Origin of the sequence: Peribacillus sp. FSL M8-0224 (assembly GCF_038003055.1) — a bacterium.
In the GTDB taxonomy this organism is placed as follows: domain Bacteria; phylum Bacillota; class Bacilli; order Bacillales; family DSM-1321; genus Peribacillus; species Peribacillus frigoritolerans.
In genome coordinates, this window is record NZ_JBBOOJ010000001.1 from 3,708,464 (window position 1) to 3,729,661 (window position 21,198).

Annotated in this window: 15 protein-coding genes and 1 other annotated feature; of the genes, 5 read left to right on the forward strand and 10 right to left on the reverse strand. The window is 42.9% G+C overall.

The genetic code is table 11. The features are described 5' to 3' along the window. Positions 1–86: 86 nt before the first annotated feature. Positions 87–914, forward strand: a complete 828-nt coding sequence (locus tag MKX49_RS17815) for a protein-glutamine gamma-glutamyltransferase (protein ID WP_340877187.1) — start codon at positions 87–89, stop codon at positions 912–914. 95 nt (positions 915–1,009) lie between these two features. On the opposite strand, the gene rarD is transcribed toward MKX49_RS17815, so the two are convergent. The 7 genes from rarD to ezrA form a co-directional block, all read right to left on the reverse strand. Beyond that, complete coding sequence (gene rarD, locus MKX49_RS17820) at positions 1,010–1,939, reverse strand: EamA family transporter RarD (RefSeq protein WP_340877188.1); 930 nt, start codon at positions 1,937–1,939, stop codon at positions 1,010–1,012. A gap of 80 nt (positions 1,940–2,019) precedes the next feature. Further along, positions 2,020–3,621 (reverse strand): amidohydrolase, encoded by a 1,602-nt coding sequence (locus MKX49_RS17825; protein ID WP_340877189.1) that lies wholly within the window; start codon positions 3,619–3,621, stop codon positions 2,020–2,022. Positions 3,622–3,773: 152 nt separating this feature from the next. Next, positions 3,774–5,357 carry an acyl-CoA synthetase MbcS gene (mbcS, locus tag MKX49_RS17830; protein WP_054400025.1) on the reverse strand — a complete coding sequence of 528 codons (1,584 nt, stop codon included), beginning with the start codon at positions 5,355–5,357 and terminating at the stop codon, positions 3,774–3,776. Positions 5,358–6,679: 1,322 nt separating this feature from the next. Further along, positions 6,680–6,886, reverse strand: a complete 207-nt coding sequence (locus MKX49_RS17835; RefSeq protein ID WP_034309203.1) for an alpha/beta-type small acid-soluble spore protein — start codon at positions 6,884–6,886, stop codon at positions 6,680–6,682. A gap of 82 nt (positions 6,887–6,968) precedes the next feature. Then, positions 6,969–8,180, reverse strand: a complete 1,212-nt coding sequence (gene thiI, locus MKX49_RS17840) for a tRNA uracil 4-sulfurtransferase ThiI (RefSeq protein ID WP_034309205.1) — start codon at positions 8,178–8,180, stop codon at positions 6,969–6,971. Further along, on the reverse strand, positions 8,177–9,325 hold the full coding sequence (locus tag MKX49_RS17845) for a cysteine desulfurase family protein (protein WP_340877190.1): 1,149 nt from the start codon (positions 9,323–9,325) through the stop codon (positions 8,177–8,179). Before MKX49_RS17845 ends, thiI begins: the two co-directional genes overlap by 4 nt. A 218-nt stretch (positions 9,326–9,543) precedes the next feature. Then, on the reverse strand, positions 9,544–11,238 hold the full coding sequence (gene ezrA, locus MKX49_RS17850; protein ID WP_340877191.1) for a septation ring formation regulator EzrA: 1,695 nt from the start codon (positions 11,236–11,238) through the stop codon (positions 9,544–9,546). 167 nt (positions 11,239–11,405) lie between these two features. Here ezrA and hisJ point away from each other — a divergent pair, with 167 nt between their 5' ends. Continuing rightward, positions 11,406–12,209 carry a histidinol-phosphatase HisJ gene (hisJ, locus tag MKX49_RS17855; RefSeq protein WP_340877192.1) on the forward strand — a complete coding sequence of 268 codons (804 nt, stop codon included), beginning with the start codon at positions 11,406–11,408 and terminating at the stop codon, positions 12,207–12,209. A 14-nt stretch (positions 12,210–12,223) separates the two neighbouring features. Here the strand turns inward: hisJ and refZ are convergent, their stop codons facing one another. Beyond that, positions 12,224–12,868: a forespore capture DNA-binding protein RefZ gene (refZ, locus tag MKX49_RS17860; protein ID WP_048682281.1), complete on the reverse strand. Its 645-nt coding sequence runs from the start codon at positions 12,866–12,868 to the stop codon at positions 12,224–12,226. 154 nt (positions 12,869–13,022) lie between these two features. On the opposite strand from refZ, the gene MKX49_RS17865 reads away from it, so the two are divergent. Further along, positions 13,023–13,502 carry a GAF domain-containing protein gene (locus MKX49_RS17865; RefSeq protein WP_034309218.1) on the forward strand — a complete coding sequence of 160 codons (480 nt, stop codon included), beginning with the start codon at positions 13,023–13,025 and terminating at the stop codon, positions 13,500–13,502. Between the two features lie 478 nt (positions 13,503–13,980). Further along, a complete protein-coding gene (rpsD, locus tag MKX49_RS17870) occupies positions 13,981–14,583 on the forward strand; it encodes a 30S ribosomal protein S4 (RefSeq protein ID WP_034309220.1) in 603 nt (200 codons plus the stop codon). A 403-nt stretch (positions 14,584–14,986) separates the two neighbouring features. Here rpsD and MKX49_RS17875 read toward each other — a convergent pair whose 3' ends face one another. Together MKX49_RS17875 and tyrS are read right to left on the reverse strand one after the other, a co-directional pair. Then, entirely contained in the window at positions 14,987–15,631 is a 645-nt protein-coding gene (locus tag MKX49_RS17875) for a hypothetical protein (RefSeq protein ID WP_340877194.1), read from the reverse strand. Between the two features lie 720 nt (positions 15,632–16,351). Continuing rightward, a complete protein-coding gene (tyrS, locus tag MKX49_RS17880; RefSeq protein ID WP_034309231.1) occupies positions 16,352–17,608 on the reverse strand; it encodes a tyrosine--tRNA ligase in 1,257 nt (418 codons plus the stop codon). A 65-nt stretch (positions 17,609–17,673) separates the two neighbouring features. Continuing rightward, positions 17,674–17,890 (reverse strand) — a binding site (T-box leader). A 149-nt stretch (positions 17,891–18,039) separates the two neighbouring features. On the opposite strand from tyrS, the gene MKX49_RS17885 reads away from it, so the two are divergent. Then, a complete protein-coding gene (locus MKX49_RS17885; protein ID WP_340877195.1) occupies positions 18,040–21,072 on the forward strand; it encodes a transglycosylase domain-containing protein in 3,033 nt (1,010 codons plus the stop codon). The last annotated feature ends 126 nt before the right edge of the window (positions 21,073–21,198 follow it).

The window sequence follows — 21,198 nt, forward strand, 5'->3', positions numbered from 1 at the left end:
ATTCATATAATGAGCATTACGTGTAGACATTTTTGTTTACTGGTTTTATTAAACCCTTAATTTCATAAGCAAAAGGTGGATATGTCATGATAAAGATTAATCACAAATGGTTAGATGTCAGTCAAATCCAACCAGGTACAGCCTCTGCCAAATCGCTTGAAACTCTTCAATGCTTGGCGGAAGATTCTAACGTTTTTGAATACCGGAACTTTGGGGATTTTAATTTCGAGATACAGCTGAGGAACCGGGTCATAGAGGCAGCTATTGCGTTGGATAAAAGCGGGCCGGAATTTTCCACACTTGAGGAATCTCAATCCAATCAGCGTTATTGGCACCTTTCAAAGGATGGCACCTTTACCCTTCAGCCAGGGATTCTCCCTCATGCTGCGCTCGTTGACATTTTCATGAATGGGGGGCTTTATGCCTTCGAATGCGGGACAGCAATAGTCGTCACTTTTTTAAAGGCGATTTTGGATTTAATCGGCCCCAGGAATTTCGACTATCTTTTTTCAGACCTATTTTTATATGACTGGCGCCCTCCAAGGAATATGGCTCTCAGCGTTCACCAGGGAAGGGACTATTTACCAGGTGATTGCGTTTACTTCAAAAACCCTGATCACGACTTGGCAACCCCTGAATGGCAAGGTGAAAATGCCATATTATTAGGGAATAACCTCTTTTATGGCCACGGGATCGGGATTACCACTGCACAGGGAATCATCGATGAATTAAATAGCAATAGAAAGCCGTACGCCACCATATCAGCATTCCTGACAACACATATCATTTTCCTGGATAGTTCCTTCTATAGACAATTCCAACTGAATTCCCCCCGTGCCAATCCCGATAACAGTCCTGCCTGCCTTTCCAATTGTATTGTTTCTGAAATAGGTTCGAAGATATACCTTTCATGACCCTGACATTTCGCCTATGCCATAAAACCGTTTTATTGAGTAACGACATAAAAAAAATGCTTGGGCAGAAATCTCCCCAAGCATTTTTTTTCTTTTCACGCACCAATATTCCCTTTGCCTTTGAACCTGCGGGCACTTGCCTGCCCCCATTTCGTTATGGATAGTGTATAAACAGCCAAAGCTGACCATATGAACAAAAAGGCTAATAGATGTGCTTTGGTGAAACTTTCATGATAGACGAATACCCCGATCAATAAAGATAAGGTCGGAGCGATATACTGAAAAATGCCAAGCATCGATAACGGGATCTTCTCCGCCCCTTTTGCAAAATATAAAAGAGGCAATGCCGTGGCAATCCCGCCGCCCACCAACAGCAAGCTTGTGCTTCCGTCTGTAAAGAATTGCATTTCCGACCTGTTCATCAAGTAAATCAGGTAACCTAGGGCCAGAGGCGTTACCATCATCGTTTCAAGCGTCAGCCCGATTGCCGATTCGGCCTTGATCATTTTTTTTGCCAGACCGTATAATCCAAAGGTCATGGCCAAAACAAGAGAGATCCACGGGATCGTGCCGAAATGAATGCCAAGGATCAAGACTCCGATTCCTGCAAGCAGGAATGAAATGATTTGGGCCCCGCTCAATTTTTCTTTTAAGACTATCACTCCCAATAGTACACTGACGAGAGGATTGATATAATATCCAAGGCTCGTGTCGAGGATCCGTCCTGAGTTAACGGCCCATATGAACACTCCCCAATTAGCTGTAACAAGCAGGGACGCCGTTAGCAATGCCGTAAAGAGTTTCGGATTTCCCATTATATTTTTGACATAATCTAGAAACGCCTGCCATTTTTTCATGAACATCAATAAAACCAGCATGAACACGAAAGACCATAATACCCTCTGAGCTAAAATTTCCATTGCACCGACTCCCTGAAGGAACTTCCAGTAAACCGGCACAACTCCCCACATCATGTAAGAAAGGGCTGCATATATCGCCCCTTCTTTTTGTTGATCCACTTTCATAACAAGCCTTCTTTCCATTTACATTCCTTTATCTAATTCCATCTAACAATTTTGTATTTCCATTTCTTTTTTTGCAACTGTTAATTTTTATCATACATGATTTTGTCATCGATGACCGTCATGACCGCCTCAGCTTTCAGGAGATCATCCGGTGCAACAGCAAAGACATCCAGATTAAACACGGTAAAATCGGCATCGTACCCTTTATTGATCACACCGCGGCGTTTTTCCTGGCCGATTGCTGCAGCACTCCCTTTGGTATACAATGCGAAAGCCTCGAAAACGGAAAGCCTTTCAGACAAACCATATACGGTACGGTCCTCACTGTTGATTTTCATCCTTGTGACAGCTGCATGAATGCCCAAAATCGGATTTAATGGTTCAATGGGTGCATCCGACCCTCCCGCACAAATGATGCCCAAGTTCAAATAGGTTCTCCAGGCATAGGAGGATTCCAATAGATCGGCTGGCACCTTTTCTTCCACCCACGGAAAATCGGACGGAACGAACCCCGGTTGGATATCAAAGATTACCGGCAGCTTCGCCGCCCGCTCCAAAAGCTCCGGCCGTACAATCTGCGCATGGATGAGCCGGTCCCTCTGTCCCTTTTTCGGGGGGAGGGCTTCAATTGCATTCAAGACGTATTCAAAAGCGAGATCGCCAATCGCATGGACAGCAATCGGCATTCCGCCAGCCCTTGCTTTTTTCACCCATTCCTGAAGCTCGTTTTCAGTGAATATCGCGACTCCATTTGTATTCTTTTGATCTACATAAGGTTCGCTCAACAGGGCTGTGCGTCCGCCTAAGGAGCCGTCGGTAAAGATCTTCATGCTGTCGAATTTGATATATCGCGTACCTTTCTGATAGCCGCCGCCTGCTGCCAGCATTTCTTCAAACGCTTCGTGATGGACGAGCAAGTTGGCGCGAAAGGCCATTTCCCGGTCCTCGATTACCGATTTAAACGCCTGATATGTCGGCATGAAGCCATTGTAGTAATGGAGGTCCTCGGTATGCCCGCCAGTCAAACCTAGCTTATATGCGTCTTCTATGGCCTCTGTGAGCGCGTTTTCGATATACTCTTGATCAATGCCGGGAAGGCTGTCTAAAATGAGGTTCTGCGCCTGGCTTTCTTTAAATAATCCATTTAAACGTCCGTCAGGATAACGGCAGATCACCCCGCCTGAAGGTTCTTTTATATCTTCTTTAATATCCGCTTCCAAAAGGGCGCGCGAATTGACCACCAAGGCATGACGGCAGATCCTTTTCAATACGATGGGATGATCTGCCGATATCGCGTCAAGCTCATCCCGTAATATCAATTCAGGTCTCGGCCATTCATTTTCATTCCACCCTTCTGCAACGATCCACTTTCCTGCCGGGGTCTTTGAGCACTTCTCCTTCAAGGATTTCATGATCGACTCCCTGCTATCCATCAAAGAGAGATCTAGACGAAGCAGCCTTTCACCATGCCCGACCAAATGAAGGTGACTATCCACTAACCCCGGCAGCATCGTTTGTCCTTTTAAGTCGATTTCCCTGGAAATATTGCCGGCATGTTGATTTTTCAAATGGTCCAGGCTGCCGGTATCAACAATTACCCCCTTTTCAGTGAAGACTGCCTCCACTTGATCATTTTCTTTAACCATCGTATAAATCGACCCATTGAACCATAACGTTCCCATTCCGGCTTTACACTCCTTATTAAATGATTGTTACTGTGCAGATATGCAGTAAGTGTACCATCTCATATCATGAATTCCCATATTTATGCTTTTACCCAAGCCCCTGTCAATAAAAAAAGCCAGCCTTGGAGGCTGACGGTCATGCATTTCGATCAATTGTTAAGGAGTGCTTCTTCCCTTTTCCGTAAATCCACCCGTTTGATTTTACCTGATGTCGTTTTGGGCAGCTCTTCTAAAAATTCGATTTTCCTTGGATATTTATATGGAGCAGTCAATTCTTTCACGTGCGATTGAAGCGTCTTGATCAAGTCCTGGCTGTTCGGATCGATATCATCCATCAAGACGACATACGCCTTGACCACATTTCCCCTTATTTCATCAGGACTTGCTATAACGGCACACTCTTTAACATATGGATGCTTAACGAGTGCATCTTCCACTTCAAACGGTCCGATCGTATATCCCGAACTGATGATGATATCATCAGAACGACCCTCAAACCAGAAATAACCATCCTCATCCTTTTTCGCTTGATCGCCGGTGATATAATAGTCCCCGCGGAACTGCTGCGATGTCCGCTCGGGATCTTTAAAATACTCTTTAAATAGGGCAGGTGTATCGACATGTACGGCAATATCCCCCACTACGCCAGGCGAACAAGGTTTACCGGAATCATCGATGATTTCCACATGGTTGCCCGGAGTCGGTTTGCCCATGGAGCCCAATTTAATTTCCATGCCTTTCGTTACACCAACCAACAAGGTATTTTCGGTCTGTCCATACCCATCACGCACTTCAATCTGGAAATGGTTCTTAAAGACCTCGAACACTTTTTGATTTAAAGGCTCTCCCGCCGATACAGCACTGTGAAGATGGGATAAATCATAATCATCAAGGTTATCCACCTTTGCAATCAATCGATATTCGGTTGGCGTGCAGCATAATGCATTCACTTTGTAGTCCTGTAGCAGCTGAAGATATTTTTTCGCCTCGAACTTTCCATGATAGGCAAGGCCTGTCGCTCCTGTTCCCAGAACCGCCAGGAAAGGACTCCAAATCCACTTTTGCCACCCTGGGCCTGCCGTTGCCCAAACGACATCCGTTTCGCTGATCCCGAGCCAGTTTGCAGCAGACGTTTTCAAATGGGCATAAGCCCATCCATGTGTATGGACGACCCCTTTTGGATTCCCTGTCGTTCCGGAAGTATACGATAAGAATGCCATATCCTCACTCTTCGTGTCAGCGATGGTCAGCTGATCGGATTCCTCATCGGCGAGCTCATTCAAATCCAGCCAATTTTCGATTCGTTTTCCGATTGAAAACTTCAGGAGGCTTTCCGCTCCTTCTATTTCATTCAATTCGTCAGTATATTCATGATAACTGATGATTCCTTTGACATCACCATGGTTGACTCGGTACTGCAAGTCCTTCGCACGAAGCATTTCAGAACAAGGGATGACAATCATGCCAATTTTCAGTGCGGCTAAATACACTTGATAAGCTTCCACCAAACGGGGGATTATGATGAGGACCGTATCACCTTTACCCAGTCCTTTTTTCTTGAAGGCATTTCCAATTTTATTTGCACTTTTTAATAAATTCTCATATGTAAGTTGTTTTTTATCTCCGGTTTCGTTCTCCCAAAGTACGGCAACTTTACCTGGATCTTTTGCATAACGTTCCATTTCACTCACTAAGTTGTAATGTTCCGGAGCCAATAAGTCTTCACGCTTCATATATATTCCCCTCCAATTATGAACTCTTAGTACCTACTCATTATACAAGATACTTCTCTAAAATTTCTATTTATTTTTACAAATTAAAAAGAGAGCGGATTCCTACACCCGCTCTCTTTTAGCCTGTAGACAATTCCTAAAGTGAGTTTGCCTGCAGTTTTTCTTTTTAAAAATTCCGCTGATTTCTGAAACCCCTCCCTTTTCGCCGACTGCCTGCCGCGCCTCCTCGGTACAAGGCCTGTGGGGTTCGCTAGCCAGTTATTCGGCAGGAGTGTCGCACATTTCTTCCATCCTTTAAGGAATACAAGGAAAAACTTAAAGGATGATGAGACTAGCCTACAGTTTTTTTCAATAAAACATTTCAGTTGATTTCAGAGATCCGCTCCCTTTCCGCCGACTGTCTGCCAAGCCTCCTCGGCGCAAGCGCCTGTGGGGTCTCGGCTAGCCAGTTATTCGGCAGGAGTGTCGCACATCTCTTCCATCCTTTAAGGATTACAGAATAAAAACTTAAAGGATAAGCTAGTCTTAAACATAATTCAGGATGAGACTAGCCTAAGGTTTTTTCAAGAAAACATTCCAGCTGATTTCAGAGATCCGCTCCCTTTCCGCCGACTGTCTGCCGAGCCTCCTCGGCGCAAGCGCCTGCGGGGTCTTGGCTAGCCAGTTATTCGGCAGGAGTGTCGCACATCTCTTCCATCCTTTAAGGATTACAAGAAAAAACTTAAAGGATGATGAGACTAGCCTACAGTTTTTTTAAGAAAACATTCCAGCTGATTTCAGAGATCCGCTCCCTTTCCGCCGACTGTCTGCCGAGCCTCCTCGGCGCAAGCGCCTGTGGGGTCTCGGCTAGCCAGTTATTCGGCAGGAGTGTCGCACATCTCTTCCATCCTTTAAGGATTACAGAATAAAAACTTAAAGGATAAACTAGTCTTAATTAGGGTTCGGAATAAGACGAGCCAGCAGTTATTTCTTTTAAAACAAAAAGTTGATTGGAACGGAAGGTACGAGACTCCTGCGGGAAAAGCGTGGCCAAGGGAGACCCCGCAGGCGAGCGCCGAGGAGGCTCCCGGACCGCCCGCGGAAAGCGAGTGCCTGGAGTGGAAATCATTACACATACTCCCTTTCGGTGGGGTATCGGCTAGCAGGAGTGTCGCACATTTCTTCATTCCAATAAGGTTTAATATTATATAAAACAGTAAACAATTATGTAGTAAAACTAAGGAATTTATTAAGTCGTTAATTATTCGGCGTCCACGAATTCAGTCCGCAAACGTAAAGAGAGCGGGTGTTAAAACCCGCTCTCTGTAGCCATATTTATGAAATTATCTGTTGAAACCTCCGCCTAATTGTTGTTCAGCCATTTGAACAAGGCGTTTTGTGATTTCTCCACCAACTGAACCGTTAGCGCGAGATGTTGTGTCGGCACCAAGTTGTACGCCGAATTCTGTAGCGATTTCATATTTCATTTGTTGTAGAGCTTGTTCAACTCCAGGTACCAATAATTCGTTTGAGCTGTTGTTGTTTGCCATGTGTGTTTCACCTCCTTGTGATTATAGAGTGTGTTAAAACACATGGCTTCATTCGCACATTTTTATTGGTAATTAAAGGATATCAAAATAAGTCTTCCATCGCTTCTTCCTTATCGAAAGTCTGGCCCGGTTTAACCGTTAATATTTCTGTTTCGGAGACCGCTTTTTCGATCAAGGATTCAAAGTCGACGAAGCTTTCATAGTAATTGACTTTTTCACGTTTCGGTTTCGTTTTTGGGCTTGCCGGCGTAAAGACCGTACAGCAATCCTCGTACGGCAGATTGGATATTTCAAAAGTATCGAGTTCTCTTGCTATTTTGATGATTTCTGTCTTATCCATGGTAATCAGCGGACGCAGGATCGGTGTATTCGTCACCTCATTGATGGCAAACATGCTGCTCATCGTCTGGCTCGCAACCTGTCCAAGGCTTTCACCGGTAATCAGTGCCATGGCTTCTTCCTTTTCACGGATTCGATCGGCGACCCGCATCATTAAACGACGGGTTGTAGTCATTGAGTAGTTTTCCGGGATTTGTTTTTGAATCAATAACTGGATTTCCGTAAATGGAACGATATGCACTTTCATGCTTCCATTTATTTCTGCCAGCTTACCTGCCAAATCAATGACCTTTTGACGTGAACGCTCGCTTGTGAACGGCGGGCTGTAAAAATGGATCGCCTCCACGTCCAATCCCCGTTTCATCGAAAGGAAGCCTGCAACAGGGCTATCAATCCCGCCTGAAAGCATCAGCATCGCCTTCCCGCTTGAACCGAATGGAAGACCGCCTGCACCCTGGATGATTTCACCTGTCAAATACACGGCTTCGCGTCTCACTTCCACTAGCAGGTTCAAATCAGGGTTCTTTACATCGACTTTTAAATCTTCTGTATTTCGGAGCAAATGCCCGCCGATTGCCCTGTTAATTTCATCGGTATTATATGGAAAATCCTTATCGGCGCGTTTTGTCGTGATTTTGAACGTGTTTACCTCTTCAAGGGTATGATTAAGGTAATACAAGGCTGCCGTTTTCATCACTTCCAGATCACGCTCTATTTTTATTGCAGGGCTTAATGACTGTATTCCAAAAATGCCTTTTAATCGGTCAATGACCGGCACATGGTCAGCACCGTTCAGGAGAACGTACATCCGCTCCCGGTTGGCTGTCAGCACTACGCCTTCAATATCTTTTAAACTCCAGCGGATATGTGCCTTCATTTTGTCTACAAAGCCTTTACGGTTTCTTTTTTTAGTGGAGATTTCTCCATAACGGATAATTATATGATCAAATTTCATTTAGCAACCCTCATTATTTTTTCTAAATTAGCGACTATTTTCTGTATCGCCGCCAGAACTTGCTTTGCTTCTTCCATTTCATTGCCATAGGTAGTACTGATACGGATGACGCTTTCGGAACGAGCCGAATGATGGAACATCGCGTCCACCGTTTTGCTTACCGTCCTTTTTTTCGAAGAACAGGCACTAGTCGTCGAAACATATATTCCTTCCGATTCCAGTGCATGCAGCAATACCTCGGATTTAAGTCCCGGAACGGAAAAATTCACAATATGGGGTGCACCCTCTTCGGGACTGTTAACCAACACCCCGTCCATTTCCTTCAAACCTTTATATAAATAAGTTTTGATTTGCTGAAGCTTATCATGATACAGCAATTGATTGTTCATACTAATACGCAAAGCCTTCGAAAGGGCGACGATTCCCGCCACATTTTCGGTGCCGCTCCTGATTTTCGTTTCCTGATTGCCACCATGGAAAAGCGGATCGACCCGAACGCCTTCACGAACATACAGGATGCCCGTCCCTTTCAAACCGTGAACCTTGTGGCCGGAAATTGTACATAAATCCACATTGGCTTCACGCAATGATAACGAAACCTTGCCTGTTCCCTGTACATTATCGACATGAAAGAGCACGTTTGGGTATTGTTTTAACAATTTGCCCACTTCAGCAATCGGCTGTATCGAGCCAACTTCATTATTAACATGCATGACGGAAACCAAAATGGTATCTTCCCTCAATGCATCCTTAAGATCGGTTACATCAATTTGTCCAAATTCGTTAACGGGAAGATATGTGATCTCATATCCCATTCTCGTCAATGATTGGCATGCATCTTCTACAGAAGGATGTTCAATCGCTGTCGTGATTATGTGTTTGCCGCGATTTCCCTGAAAGTGGGCGGCCCCTTTAATGGCAAGATTATTTCCTTCCGTTCCCCCGGAAGTGAAATATATTTCCGAACTCTTCACCTTTAATAAATCAGCAATCTGCTTTCTGGCAGCGGAAAGCAGTTTTTCGGATTGCACCCCAAGTCCATGAAGCGAAGAAGGGTTCCCGAAATAGTCCGAAGTAACCTTCATGAATGATTCGATTACTTCGGGATACGGTTTTGTTGTTGCACTATTGTCAAAATAAATCATGGGTTCACCTTCCATGTTTTTATATCTATGATGGTCACTCTTCTAAATATAAGTTTCAATGTTGCTGTTGCAACTTCTAATATTAACATAATTGAATTTGAAAGAGAATGTAAAACACTGGTCCAAGAATGATAGGATACCTGCTTCTTTTTATTCCCGAGAATGATTTAACTTCCCACCTAAGCTATAAAAAGAAAAAAACCCGCCATGGCGGGTTTTCAGGAAAGGACTTCTTCTATGTTCGCCCCGATTTTTCGTAAACTGCCTGGGTCGACCTTTTCTATGGCAGTGGCTGCCGTTTCCAATGCGGCTTGATATTCATAGCTTCGGAATTTCGCTTCGGCTTCCCTTAGGCTCTCGGCTACCATATCGTGGCTGCTTCGATAACGATTTCCGAATTGGATCACCTTTTCGGCCAAATACATATGCTCGATCAATTCTTGGGCTTTTTCGTGGACCTTATCAACCTGTTGAACCGCTTTTTCCAAATAAATATAAACAGCGGCCATCTCAAGCGGCTTTTCTTCAAGTTTACCCTGAACGTCATCCATGCTTTCTTTGGCATCCTGAAGCACCACTTTATACTCTTCTGGAAGACCTGGAATATTGCTTTTTGAAATTAAACGTCCAGTATCGACCATTTTGCGCTTCAATTCTGCCAGTGAATCCCTGGCATCCATTTCATCTTTTCGTAAAGCCTGTAATTTAACGGTAAAGTCTTTCTGATTTTCCTGTAATTCCTTCAACTGTACTGCAAGCCCCTGCATCTCTTCGCTGATAAGCGAGCTCGCCATCACATTATCCTCCATTTTCAAGACGAGCAATTGATGGCGTTTTGAAATCTGGGCAATCTGCTTTTCCATTTTCCGTTGGGCATCGAGCTCATTTTCCGTCAGATGATACGTGTGTTGAACATGTATGGTTTCAACTTTAAGTTTATCGTTTTCATATTCAAGGTCACTAATCGTTTTCCTGAGAATTTCATCATTTTTCAAGATATACTGTTTTGAAAGTACTTCTTTTTCCAAAAGGTCATAAAGAACCTCGATGCTTTCGCGCATTTCTTTAATGCCTTTTTCCACTGCTTCCGTTTCGGCATTTTCCAATTGTGTTTTATATAGATCCAGTTCTTCCTCAAGCCGTGATATCTCCTGCTCGAATTGGATATGGCTCAACAGGTACCCCTGTCCTGACATCTCCTCATAACCATCCTTCAATTCATTAAGCTGGGAATGCAGCTCGGATTGGCTATCAATCAATAATTTTGGGAGCATTTCCATTTTAACTGACAGAACCGCCAATTTGTCCTTAATGGTGAGAACAAGCTCCCTCGCATTCAAATAATTGCCGTTCACGGTCTCTTCTTCATATTTCTGAAGGATCTGCAACACTTCATCCAAGGAGCTTTCCAGCTTATCAGCCGCTTTCCCATAATTATGCCTGTGTGCAAGCAGGGATTTCTTCAATTGACGGTAGGATTCTTTGATATCCTCTATTTCCAATCGATTCTTTTCCTCACTGCCTACGAGTTCATTCAGTTCGTATAGGATCTTTTTGATCATTTCCTCTATTTCATTCAGCTTGACTGTAATTTTGCGCTGTATCTCTTTTGATCGGCTGAAACGGTATTTATCGACGGATTCCTCGGCATCGAATAAAAGCTCTTCGACTTCGGGCATATGATCCGTAATGATGGCGTCCCATTCAATGCGCCAGTTTTCGAACATTTCCTCTGTTTCACCTGTCATGTTCAATTGTTTGACTTTAGAAAGCTCTTCCAGCACGGGGCGGTGCATGATGCTTATTTTCCAGGATTCCAGTCGATCGATTTCTTTAAAATATCTCTTTTTGAAAAAATAACCCCAAATGATGAAAATCAAAATTAATACAATTACCCCAATTATGTAATCCATGGTAAGCCCCCTGTTCTAGTCCTTACAGTCTTGCTATTTATATATGAATTGTAAAAATGTTAAATTTAATGCTTTTATGATACCATGTTAGCAATAATTTTTGACGAGAAAAATGATTTTTTTGTAGAAAATTGCTACAAATACCTGTTTTTTGGGAGGGAAGGACCATGAAAGCTGACGGTCATGTGCACACTCCGTTTTGCCCTCACGGCTCTACGGATAAATTCGATGAATATATTACGCGGGGAATCGAGCTAGGATTAAAGGAAATCACATTTACGGAACATGCTCCATTGCCACGAAATTTTCAAGATCCTACGCCTGAAAAAGACAGCGGGATGGACGCTGCCCTGCTCCTGGATTACTTTCAAGAGCTCCGCGTACTGAAAGAACGCCATAAAGACAAAATCCTGATCAAAACAGGTCTGGAGGTTGACTTTATAGAGGGGTATGAAAAAGAAACAAAAGAATTCCTCGACGAAATCGGAGAATTCCTTGATGATAGTATACTTTCCGTTCACTTCATCAAGCATCAAAACAGCTGGCATTGCATCGATTTCAGCGAAATTGGGTTCGCTGAGATTGCCAATGAACTAGGTTCAGTGGAATCGGTTTATGCCAAATATTACGATACACTGGAAAAGTCAATAGAAACTGATTTAGGCATTTATAAACCAAAACGGATCGGGCACATTACGCTTGTCCATAAATTCCAGCATCGATATCCGCCGGCATCAAGTTTTGACGAGCGGGTTTACAAGGTTCTCGAAATGATCAAGGATCAAAGGTATGAACTGGATTATAATGGAGCTGGGCTTGTAAAGCCGCTATGCGGTGAACCCTACCCTCCTGAACGATTTGCAAAGCGTGCTTTAGAACTCGGCATTCCGCTCATTTACGGTTCCGATGCCCATCAGGCTAAAGATTTGGGTCAGGGCCATCAGGCACTGATTGAAGGGTATAATGGGTAACTCATGTTTACACTTCAGCCCCGGCCAGCTAACAGCGGCTGCAGGTCTTCGGCAATGAAAAGGGTATCTTGCAGAAAACGCCCGACTTCATTGGCATAAATATTCGTGTAATACGCTTCCTGCGGGAATACATGAAGCACATCCATCGCATAATGGGTATGCAGGACAGGGGCCGTCAATAATCCCTTCAACTGCAGCATATACATGGGAACGGAGACCTGCTGGAAACTCCTGCTCTTGATTCCTTGTTCCAATATATATTGAAAATAAGACTTTTCCTTTGTAAAATAAGTCGAATGAATTTCACGGTTTAAATTGGAATCGAGTGAAGATTCCCCATATATGAACCGTGCAGCAAGGAAGTTTTCCCTCTGGAAAGCGAGGATATCCTTTACAAGGTTCATCAAGCATTGCTGCGGGCCTTTAAGTTCAAGCAGCGTCATGTTCGTCTCAAGGACCAGGATATATTCTTCTAAATAGGAAGTGAAACAGAATTCCAGCAACCCCTGCTTATTCTTGAAATAGTAGGCAATATTGGCAGCGTTCACTTTCGCTTTATTCGCAATATCCCGTATGGATGTAGCATGATAGCCTTTTAAATGAAATAAATGCAATGCAGCATCCACAATGGCTTGTTTCGTTGGCGTCTGGCGATTCATTCAGGCAATCCCTCGCTTTCTTTGAGACAAGTCTTATGGACTACTTCTTCACGAAAGAGCCTGAATCCTTTAGTAAGTTCTCGACAATTTCCCAACAATGGAGCATCATGATTAGAAAGTGCTGTAAAAATATGAGGAAGACAGGTGAACGCTTTTGTTTAATGTCGAAATGTATCAAGGAAAAAAAGAAAAAAACTATGAACTGGTCCAAAAACAACTACTTGCCTTAATCGAAGATGAAACGAACAGGATAGCCAATTTAAGCAATGCGGCAGCTTTACTTAATCAGTTTCTCGATGAGATTAACTGGGTTGGCTTTTATTTATATGAAGAAGACCAATTAATACTAGGACCCTTCCAGGGGCTTCCGGCCTGTGTCCGCATTCCAATGGGCAAGGGCGTATGCGGCACTTCAGCGGCAACTGAAAAAACCCTGCGCATTGAGGATGTCCACCAATTCCCTGGACATATCGCCTGCGATGCGGCATCAAGATCTGAAATTGTCATCCCGCTCATGAAGGATGGCAAATTGCTTGGTGTCCTCGATATCGACAGCCCGATAACGGACCGTTTTGACGAAATGGATCAGCAAGGACTGGAGAAGTTCGCTGAAATCCTTTCCAATCATCTATAAAAGTTAAAGGGAGCGGCAACCCATGCCTGCTCCCTTTTCCATTTCAGTTCCCAGGTACAAGCCCTTTCCTGAACCCTTCTCAATATATAACTTCTCACCGGCCCTTTTGACATTTCACTTTTAAATGATGCAAAGGAAACCCGTGGCAAGGGCTCCCAAGTAATCCCGGAAACCATCCATAATTGTTGCATTCATTCTCTCATGATAAAATTGTATTTTTCCTGCCGCCATTCTCTATTCTATAATTATCACAACTGTCCTTGACTCATTGAGCAGAATATTATACAATACTCTTTGTGTAAAATATTGCAGCCTATGTGATAGCCTTTATGTTCTCATTTTGTTCCTCAATCCAGAGGTGTATCTCGTAACCCTCTGCTGCTAGGGCGAAGGTACATGAAAACAAAATGGTCATGATCGTACATTCACACGGTTTTTATTTTACCAAAATAAAAACATTTAAAGGAGGAGTCATCCTATGGCTCGTTATACTGGCCCAAGCTGGAAACTATCCCGTCGTTTAGGAATTTCCCTAACAGGTACTGGTAAAGAATTAGAAAAACGCCCTTATGCTCCAGGACAACATGGTCCTAACCAACGTAGAAAAATTTCTGAATACGGAATGCAACTACAAGAGAAACAAAAACTTCGTCACATGTACGGAATCACTGAGCGTCAATTCCGCACAATGTTCGACCGCGCTGGCAAACTTAAAGGTGTACATGGTGAAAACTTCATGATTCTTCTTGAATCACGTCTTGATAACCTAGTTTACCGTCTTGGTTTAGCTCGTACACGTCGTCAAGCACGTCAACTTGTTAACCACGGTCACATCACTGTAGACGGAAGCCGCGTAGACATTCCATCTTACAAAGTGTCTCTTGGACAAACAATCTCAGTTCGTGAAAAATCACGCAACTTCTCAATCATCAAAGAATCAGTTGAAGCAACTAACTTCGTTCCTGATTTCCTTACTTTCGATGCTGAGAAATTAGAAGGTACTTTCACTCGTTTACCAGAACGTTCTGAATTGCCTGCTGAAATTAACGAAGCTCTTATCGTTGAGTTCTACTCTCGTTAATAAAAACGCTTTGTTAACAGCAATTTAAAAAAACCCTAAAAACATTGATACATCAGTGTTTCTAGGGTTTTTTCTTTTTCTCCTAATTTTAGAATGGTGTATGATAACCTGTTTAATTAGGGGAGGTTTAGAAAACTCCACTAAAAAAATAGGTTGTGGACTGTCGCTTATTTTTACGTTCTCTTGAAATAGGAGGACGTTTTTAATATCAGAGAAGAATACTTTATAAAGTAGTGTAATAATTAAAAATATAGCGAAAGCCAAGTCACCACCACATTACTTAAATTATAAATGTAGGGAGAAATACAGTAACGAAATAGGCTAAGACAATTATTGTAGATAATATATTCATTTAAAATAGATACTGTATTTGTTCTCCAATGATTTATAAACTGATGATTTCTTATTTATATTTAACTTTTATATAGGGAGCACCAACACCGTATGCAGTATTTGAATAATACGTATTTATAACCTTTCCAGTCGGGTTTTTTACTATGTGTTTAAATCTCTTGAAAGTAATGTCTGACCAAACACCTAATCTACTGTATTTTTTTGAATTAGCTGGGATTGTTGTAGAAACTGAGGTATTATGAGCTACGCTAACACCCACATTAAATCCATCATAACTATAAGAACCAGAAATAGTATATGATTTCCCACGAGAAATAGTATAACTGCTAGCTTTAGCCCAAGCGTTTGTAAGAGGGTGGTAGTTTACCCATTTTTCTTTTGCTGTATTAGTAGTAATGGTTGTTGTTGTAGTTTTATTACACGTTGCGCATATAGGAACAATTTTTATAATTTGGCTATCTAAATAAGCATTATAGTCTTCTACTGTATCAAAAAATACTAAGGCTCCATCGGCTTTTGTTAAACTGTAAGGAGCATCAACTGTTAATTCCACATTAGCTCCTTCAATTTCTACAATGGAATCGTCTCCACCTTCTGCTGAGACCCTTGATAAATTCAGAGACCCTATTAATAGAATAAACAGGCTGAAAAGACTAAGAAGTTGAATGTAAAACTTTTGGTTATTAATTCTCATTTTTTACCCCTCCGTTTTTTTCTAAATTTTCTGATAGTATACACTTTTTAGTATATAATACAAATTAACCAAAGAGAGGTGATATTATGAAATTAATAGCCGGAACTATAGCGTTATCTGTTTCTTTTATCCTATTTATTTATTTGTATGGCTTAAAAGTAGATCACTCTATTAAATACAACGGAAGCTTTTATACGTTTCCAGCAATACTATTATTGATAGCCATGTTTTGTTTTGTATCAATTATGAGGAAAAACAACAAAGACTAAACAAAAAAAGGGTGCAAAAGCCAATCTTACATGGAAGGGTTTAATCCTGGAACTTGATCCTATCTTTGAAAAGGTACCGAAACAGCTTTGTCTAAGCTCCAATAGGCAAGAGATTTCTGCAGATAAGAAGGAGGTAAGAATTACTTTCATTGAATGGTATGCTGTAACGGATTATCATGATTTTCTGGAATCTCCATCACGTCTACTCGAATTTGAGTCAGGATTTTTAGCTAATCAACATTTTATTATAAATCGTGACTACTGCAGATTTAGACTTAGGTTTCCATTCTCCTCCCCCCATTAAAATCATAGCTTATCCTCCCAACGGTTGCGGGTAAAGCTCCTCTAGGGGGTGCCCGCGGAAAGCGAGTGCCCACGTTCCAATCAACGTTTTTTTCAAAAAATTATTGCAGAACAAAGCCCGGCTGGGATTCAGCCGGGCTTTGGACAATCATTTCACTAATGTGTATTTCTTCTTGCCGCGACGAACGAGGATGAACTCCCCTTCAATCTTGGCAGCTTCCGTCACTACATATTGCAGATCGGTCACTTTCTCCCCATTTATGGAGATTGCCCCGTTCTGAATATCTTCACGGGCTTGACGCTTTGATGGCGAAATTTTCGCTTCAACGATTAAATCGACCAAACCGATATCTTCCTTGCTTTCACGTTCGAAGCTAGGGACATCTTTAAAGCCCAATTTGATTTCCGCTGCACTTAAATTCTTCACCTCACCGCTGAATAGGGCGGCAGAGATTTTGATTGCTTGGTCAAGAGCTTCCTGACCATGAATCAAACGGGTCATTTCTTCCCCTAAAGCTTTTTGCGCTTTACGCAAATGCGGTTCGTTTTGTACGGATTGCTCTAACTCTTCAATCACCTCACGAGATAGGAATGTGAAGAATTTCAGGTATTTCACGACATCTGCATCTGCCGTATTGATCCAGAATTGGTAAAATTCATAAGGAGTCGTTTTTTCAGGGTCAAGCCAAATCGCTCCGCCTTCCGTTTTACCGAATTTCGTTCCATCCGCTTTCGTTACGAGCGGGATCGTCATACCGAATGCTTTGGCATTCTCATCATTGGATTTCCTGATCATTTCAAGGCCGGTCGTAATGTTGCCCCATTGATCACTGCCGCCTATTTGCAATTTACAGTCGTAATTGCTGTATAAATGACCGAAATCAATTCCTTGTAAAATCGTGTACGCAAATTCAGTGAAGGAAATTCCCGTATCCAAGCGGGAAGCAACCGTATCTTTTGCCAGCATGTAGTTAATGCCGATGTATTTCCCGTAATCACGCAGGAACGTAACCATATCGATTTTGCCTATCCAGTCATAGTTATTGACCATGACCGCACCATTTTCACCGTCGAATTCAAAGATATGGGATAGCTGCCCTTTTATGCAGTCTGCATTATAAAGCACTTTTTCCAGCGTTTGCAGCTGACGTTCCTCTTTTTTACCGCTTGGATCACCGATGAGTCCTGTCGCACCGCCTACCAGCACAAGGGGACGATGACCGTGCTGCTGGAAACGGCGCAATGTCAAGAATGGCAATAGATGACCAATGTGCATGCTATCCGCAGTTGGATCGACACCACAGTATAAAGAAATTTTCTCTTTTTCCAAAAGGTTCTTAAAACCTTCTTCATCCGTTTGTTGATAAATAATTCCTCTCCACTCGAGGTCTTTAAGCAATTCCATTAAATATTCCTCCTCCATCTTAGAAAAACCCGCAAAAAGCACACAAAAACGCCCCTTCATAAATATGAAGGGACGAATGAATTCGCGGTACCACCCAACTTGAGGACATAATATGCCCTCCGCTCAAGACGAATAACGGTCGTCAGCCGTTTCCTGCTACTAATCATTTCACAGCAAATGCTCCAGGAAGTAATTCATCATACCATTTGTACCGATTTCCACTAACCACCGGCTCTCTGAAACAGGGATAGTCTGACTACTGGGTCCTATCATCGCGATCATTTAATCATTTTATTGTTGTTAATAAACTTTTATCATACATAAGAATCCTTGTCAACATCACCCTTACAGATTATAGAAAAATAAGAAAGATGCCCTTTCCCCTACCTGTTATATGCTATAATATATGTGATTTCAGGGGGTATGATACGATGAATAATAATCAAAAAGATAGATTTCAAACAGTCTGGAAGCAGCTGACCCGTTTTTTCCAAAGTGAAAAAACACATAAGAACGCGCGGGTTACATACCAAGTCATTTGGAATTTAACACTGATCCTCATTATTGTCGGGATCCTAGGATTCTCATTCGCCGGCGGCGTCGGAGCCGGCTATTTCGCTGCCCTCGTCAATGATGAGCCAGTACGCTCAAAAGAAGATTTGAAAAAAGACATTTACAATTATGAAGAGACCTCTGAAGTATACTTTGCAGATGAAGTATACTTGGGCAAGCTTAAGAGTGACCTTGAGCGTGAGGAAGTGTCCATCGATAAAGTTTCCGAGCATCTTAAAAATGCAGTCATCGCTACAGAAGATGAGTATTTTTATGAGCATGACGGGGTTGTCCCGAAAGCCATCCTGCGTGCGATTTACCAGGAATTTTCGAATGCAACCGTCCAATCGGGAGGAAGTACATTAACACAGCAGCTCATTAAAAACCAAGTCCTGACCAACGAAGTATCGTTTGAACGGAAAGCAAAAGAAATTCTTCTTGCACTCCGGGTCGAAAAGTTCTTTGAAAAAGAAGAAATTTTGGAAACGTACTTAAACGTCTCCACTTTGGGACGAAACTCTTCAGGCCGTAACATCGCCGGAGTCGAGTCCGCCGCTGAAGGTATTTTTGGCGTGGAGGCCAAAGATCTGACACTGCCCCAATCAGCCTTTATCGCTGGATTGCCGCAAAGCCCTTTCGGATATACACCATATACCCAGAAAGGAAAATTGAAGGAAAATCAAGAGCCCGGAATCAACCGGATGAAAACCGTTTTAAAGCGGATGTATAGTAACGGGTACATAACAAAAGCAGAATATGATAAAGCAAACGCATACGACATTACAAAAGACTTTATCGGTAAAACGGAGATGCCATCCGAGAAATATCCATGGCTCACCTATGAAATCGAAAAACGCTCCATCGAAATCCTCTCTGTCAGTCTGGCAAAAGAAGATGGATATGAAGAGAAAGATTTAAAGAATGATGATTTAAAAGCTCAATATCTAGCACTTGCCGACCGTAAGCTGCGGCAAAATGGCTATAAGGTTTATACGACCGTCAACAAAAAGATTTATGACAAGATGCAGGAAGTAACGAAAAACTATCCGAATTTCGGGTACGATAAACTGGCGCAAGTCCCCGACCCGGATACGAAGGAAATGAAGACAGTAAGCCAGCCCGTAGAGGCCGGAGCGATACTTATCGAGAATAAAACAGGGAAAATCATCAGTTTCGTAGGCGGCCGCGATTTCAAGCGGGAACAGACGAACCACGCCACCGCATCATTGCGCTCGAACGGATCAACGATGAAGCCGCTGGTGATATATGGTCCAGGCATCGAGCTAGGCAAGATCTCGCCTGGCAGCGTATCGGCCAACGTGCCGATCTCCATTCCAACAGGCGGCAAACCGTGGAGTCCAGGAAACTATGGCGGCGGCAGCTATACGGGAGTATCGACTGCCCGCGAGGCCCTGAAGAATTCCTATAACATCCCGGCAGCGCTCTTTTACAAGAAAATAATCAACCTGAGCCCCGCTTCGTATTTGGAAAAAATGGGCTTCTCCACCGTGACGAAAGGGGATTACTCCAATCTTGCCGTGTCATTGGGTGCGATGGAAAAAGGTGTAACCGTTGAAGAAAACGTCAATGCATATGGCACTTTTGCCAATTCAGGAGAATTCATCGATGCTTATATGATCGATAAAATCGTTTCGAAAGATGGTAAAGTCATCTATCAGCATAAAGTGAAACCAGTGGATGTTTTCTCTCCGCAAGCCGCTTACCTGACGCTTGATATGATGCGTGATGTCGTAAACAGCGGGACGGCGGCCTCGGTCAGGAACCGCCTTGCCTTCTCAAGTGATTGGGCAGGTAAAACCGGTACTTCACAAAACTATTGGGATGCCTGGTTTGTAGCCAGCAACCCGAATGTATCGTTCGGGACATGGCTCGGTTATGACAAGCCGAAATCCTTGCAAGGGACTTATAATGGTCTTGAATATAATAAACGTAATATGTATTATTGGGCAGATTTGATCAATGCCGCATATAAAGTCGACCCTAAACTCATCGATCCCGATAAGCGATTTGAAAGGCCTGGCGGAATTGTCAGCCGTTCCTTCTGTGGCGTTTCAGGACTGCTGCCTTCAAGCTCATGCCAAAAGGCCGGGCTTGTCAAATCGGATTTATTCATCGCGAAATATGCTCCATCCAGGGCGGATGATAGTTTCATAGATGGTCAATATGTATCAGTCGGCAGCAAACGCTACGCAGCCCTTCCGCAAACGCCTGGTGAATTCACAAGCGGCGGGTTCATGTTGAATCCCGATTCCTTTGCAGATATCGGATTGAAATATGTCGTTGACCCGGGATCTGTGATTCCCGGAGCCGAAAAATCAGGAAATGTCGTCGGGGCGACAGCGAAATTGAATGATAATGGCAAAGCACCAGATCCCCTATCCATAACGATCAGCAACGATAAGATTACATGGGGCTTGCATCATGAAGGGGATGTCGTCGGTTATCGTGTCTATAAAGACGGCAAAAAAGTGGCGAGCATCAATGCTGGGGAGAATCTCGTTTACAAAGTCGGCTCTGGCGGATCTTATTACGTAACGGCCGTCGACATTGTCGGTAAAGAATCAGCCCCTTCCCAACATGTTGAAAGCGGCGCTAAAAAGACAAGTTCCAAAGAAGACTCCACGAAAAATAAAGATGATCGCGGAAAAGATAAAATAGTTAACGAAGTTAAAAAGACTGACTCAAAAGAAGAGAACGGTCCAGATAAAAATACAGATAAACAACCGGAAAAAGATATACAACCAGAAAAAGAAACGGAAACGGATAAAGAAAAAGAGCCAGTTCAAGACAAAGAAAATACAGATAAAGAAATTCAAGAGACTGACAAAGATCAAGGTACAGTCAAGGATCAAGAGCAAGAAACGGATAAAGCGGAAGAAGAGGAAGAATGACACTCTTGAACTAAAACAGGCTGCCGGGATTACCCGACAGCCTGTTTCCTTATAATCTTCCAAAAAGGCATCCATGAAAGTGACAATGGATGCCTTTTCATTTTCAATAATCAGTATGACTCAGTT

Coding starts and splice junctions, on each gene's coding strand:
- MKX49_RS17815 (WP_340877187.1), top strand. CDS start 87: ATGATAAAGATTAATCACAAATGGTTAGATGTCAGTCAAATCCAACCA.
- MKX49_RS17825 (WP_340877189.1), bottom strand. CDS start 3,621: ATGGGAACGTTATGGTTCAATGGGTCGATTTATACGATGGTTAAAGAA.
- MKX49_RS17885 (WP_340877195.1), top strand. CDS start 18,040: ATGAATAATAATCAAAAAGATAGATTTCAAACAGTCTGGAAGCAGCTG.
- ezrA (WP_340877191.1), bottom strand. CDS start 11,238: ATGGATTACATAATTGGGGTAATTGTATTAATTTTGATTTTCATCATT.
- tyrS (WP_034309231.1), bottom strand. CDS start 17,608: ATGGAATTGCTTAAAGACCTCGAGTGGAGAGGAATTATTTATCAACAA.
- MKX49_RS17875 (WP_340877194.1), bottom strand. CDS start 15,631: ATGAGAATTAATAACCAAAAGTTTTACATTCAACTTCTTAGTCTTTTC.
- MKX49_RS17835 (WP_034309203.1), bottom strand. CDS start 6,886: ATGGCAAACAACAACAGCTCAAACGAATTATTGGTACCTGGAGTTGAA.
- rpsD (WP_034309220.1), top strand. CDS start 13,981: ATGGCTCGTTATACTGGCCCAAGCTGGAAACTATCCCGTCGTTTAGGA.
- hisJ (WP_340877192.1), top strand. CDS start 11,406: ATGAAAGCTGACGGTCATGTGCACACTCCGTTTTGCCCTCACGGCTCT.
- MKX49_RS17845 (WP_340877190.1), bottom strand. CDS start 9,325: ATGATTTATTTTGACAATAGTGCAACAACAAAACCGTATCCCGAAGTA.
- refZ (WP_048682281.1), bottom strand. CDS start 12,868: ATGAATCGCCAGACGCCAACGAAACAAGCCATTGTGGATGCTGCATTG.
- mbcS (WP_054400025.1), bottom strand. CDS start 5,357: ATGAAGCGTGAAGACTTATTGGCTCCGGAACATTACAACTTAGTGAGT.
- thiI (WP_034309205.1), bottom strand. CDS start 8,180: ATGAAATTTGATCATATAATTATCCGTTATGGAGAAATCTCCACTAAA.
- rarD (WP_340877188.1), bottom strand. CDS start 1,939: ATGAAAGTGGATCAACAAAAAGAAGGGGCGATATATGCAGCCCTTTCT.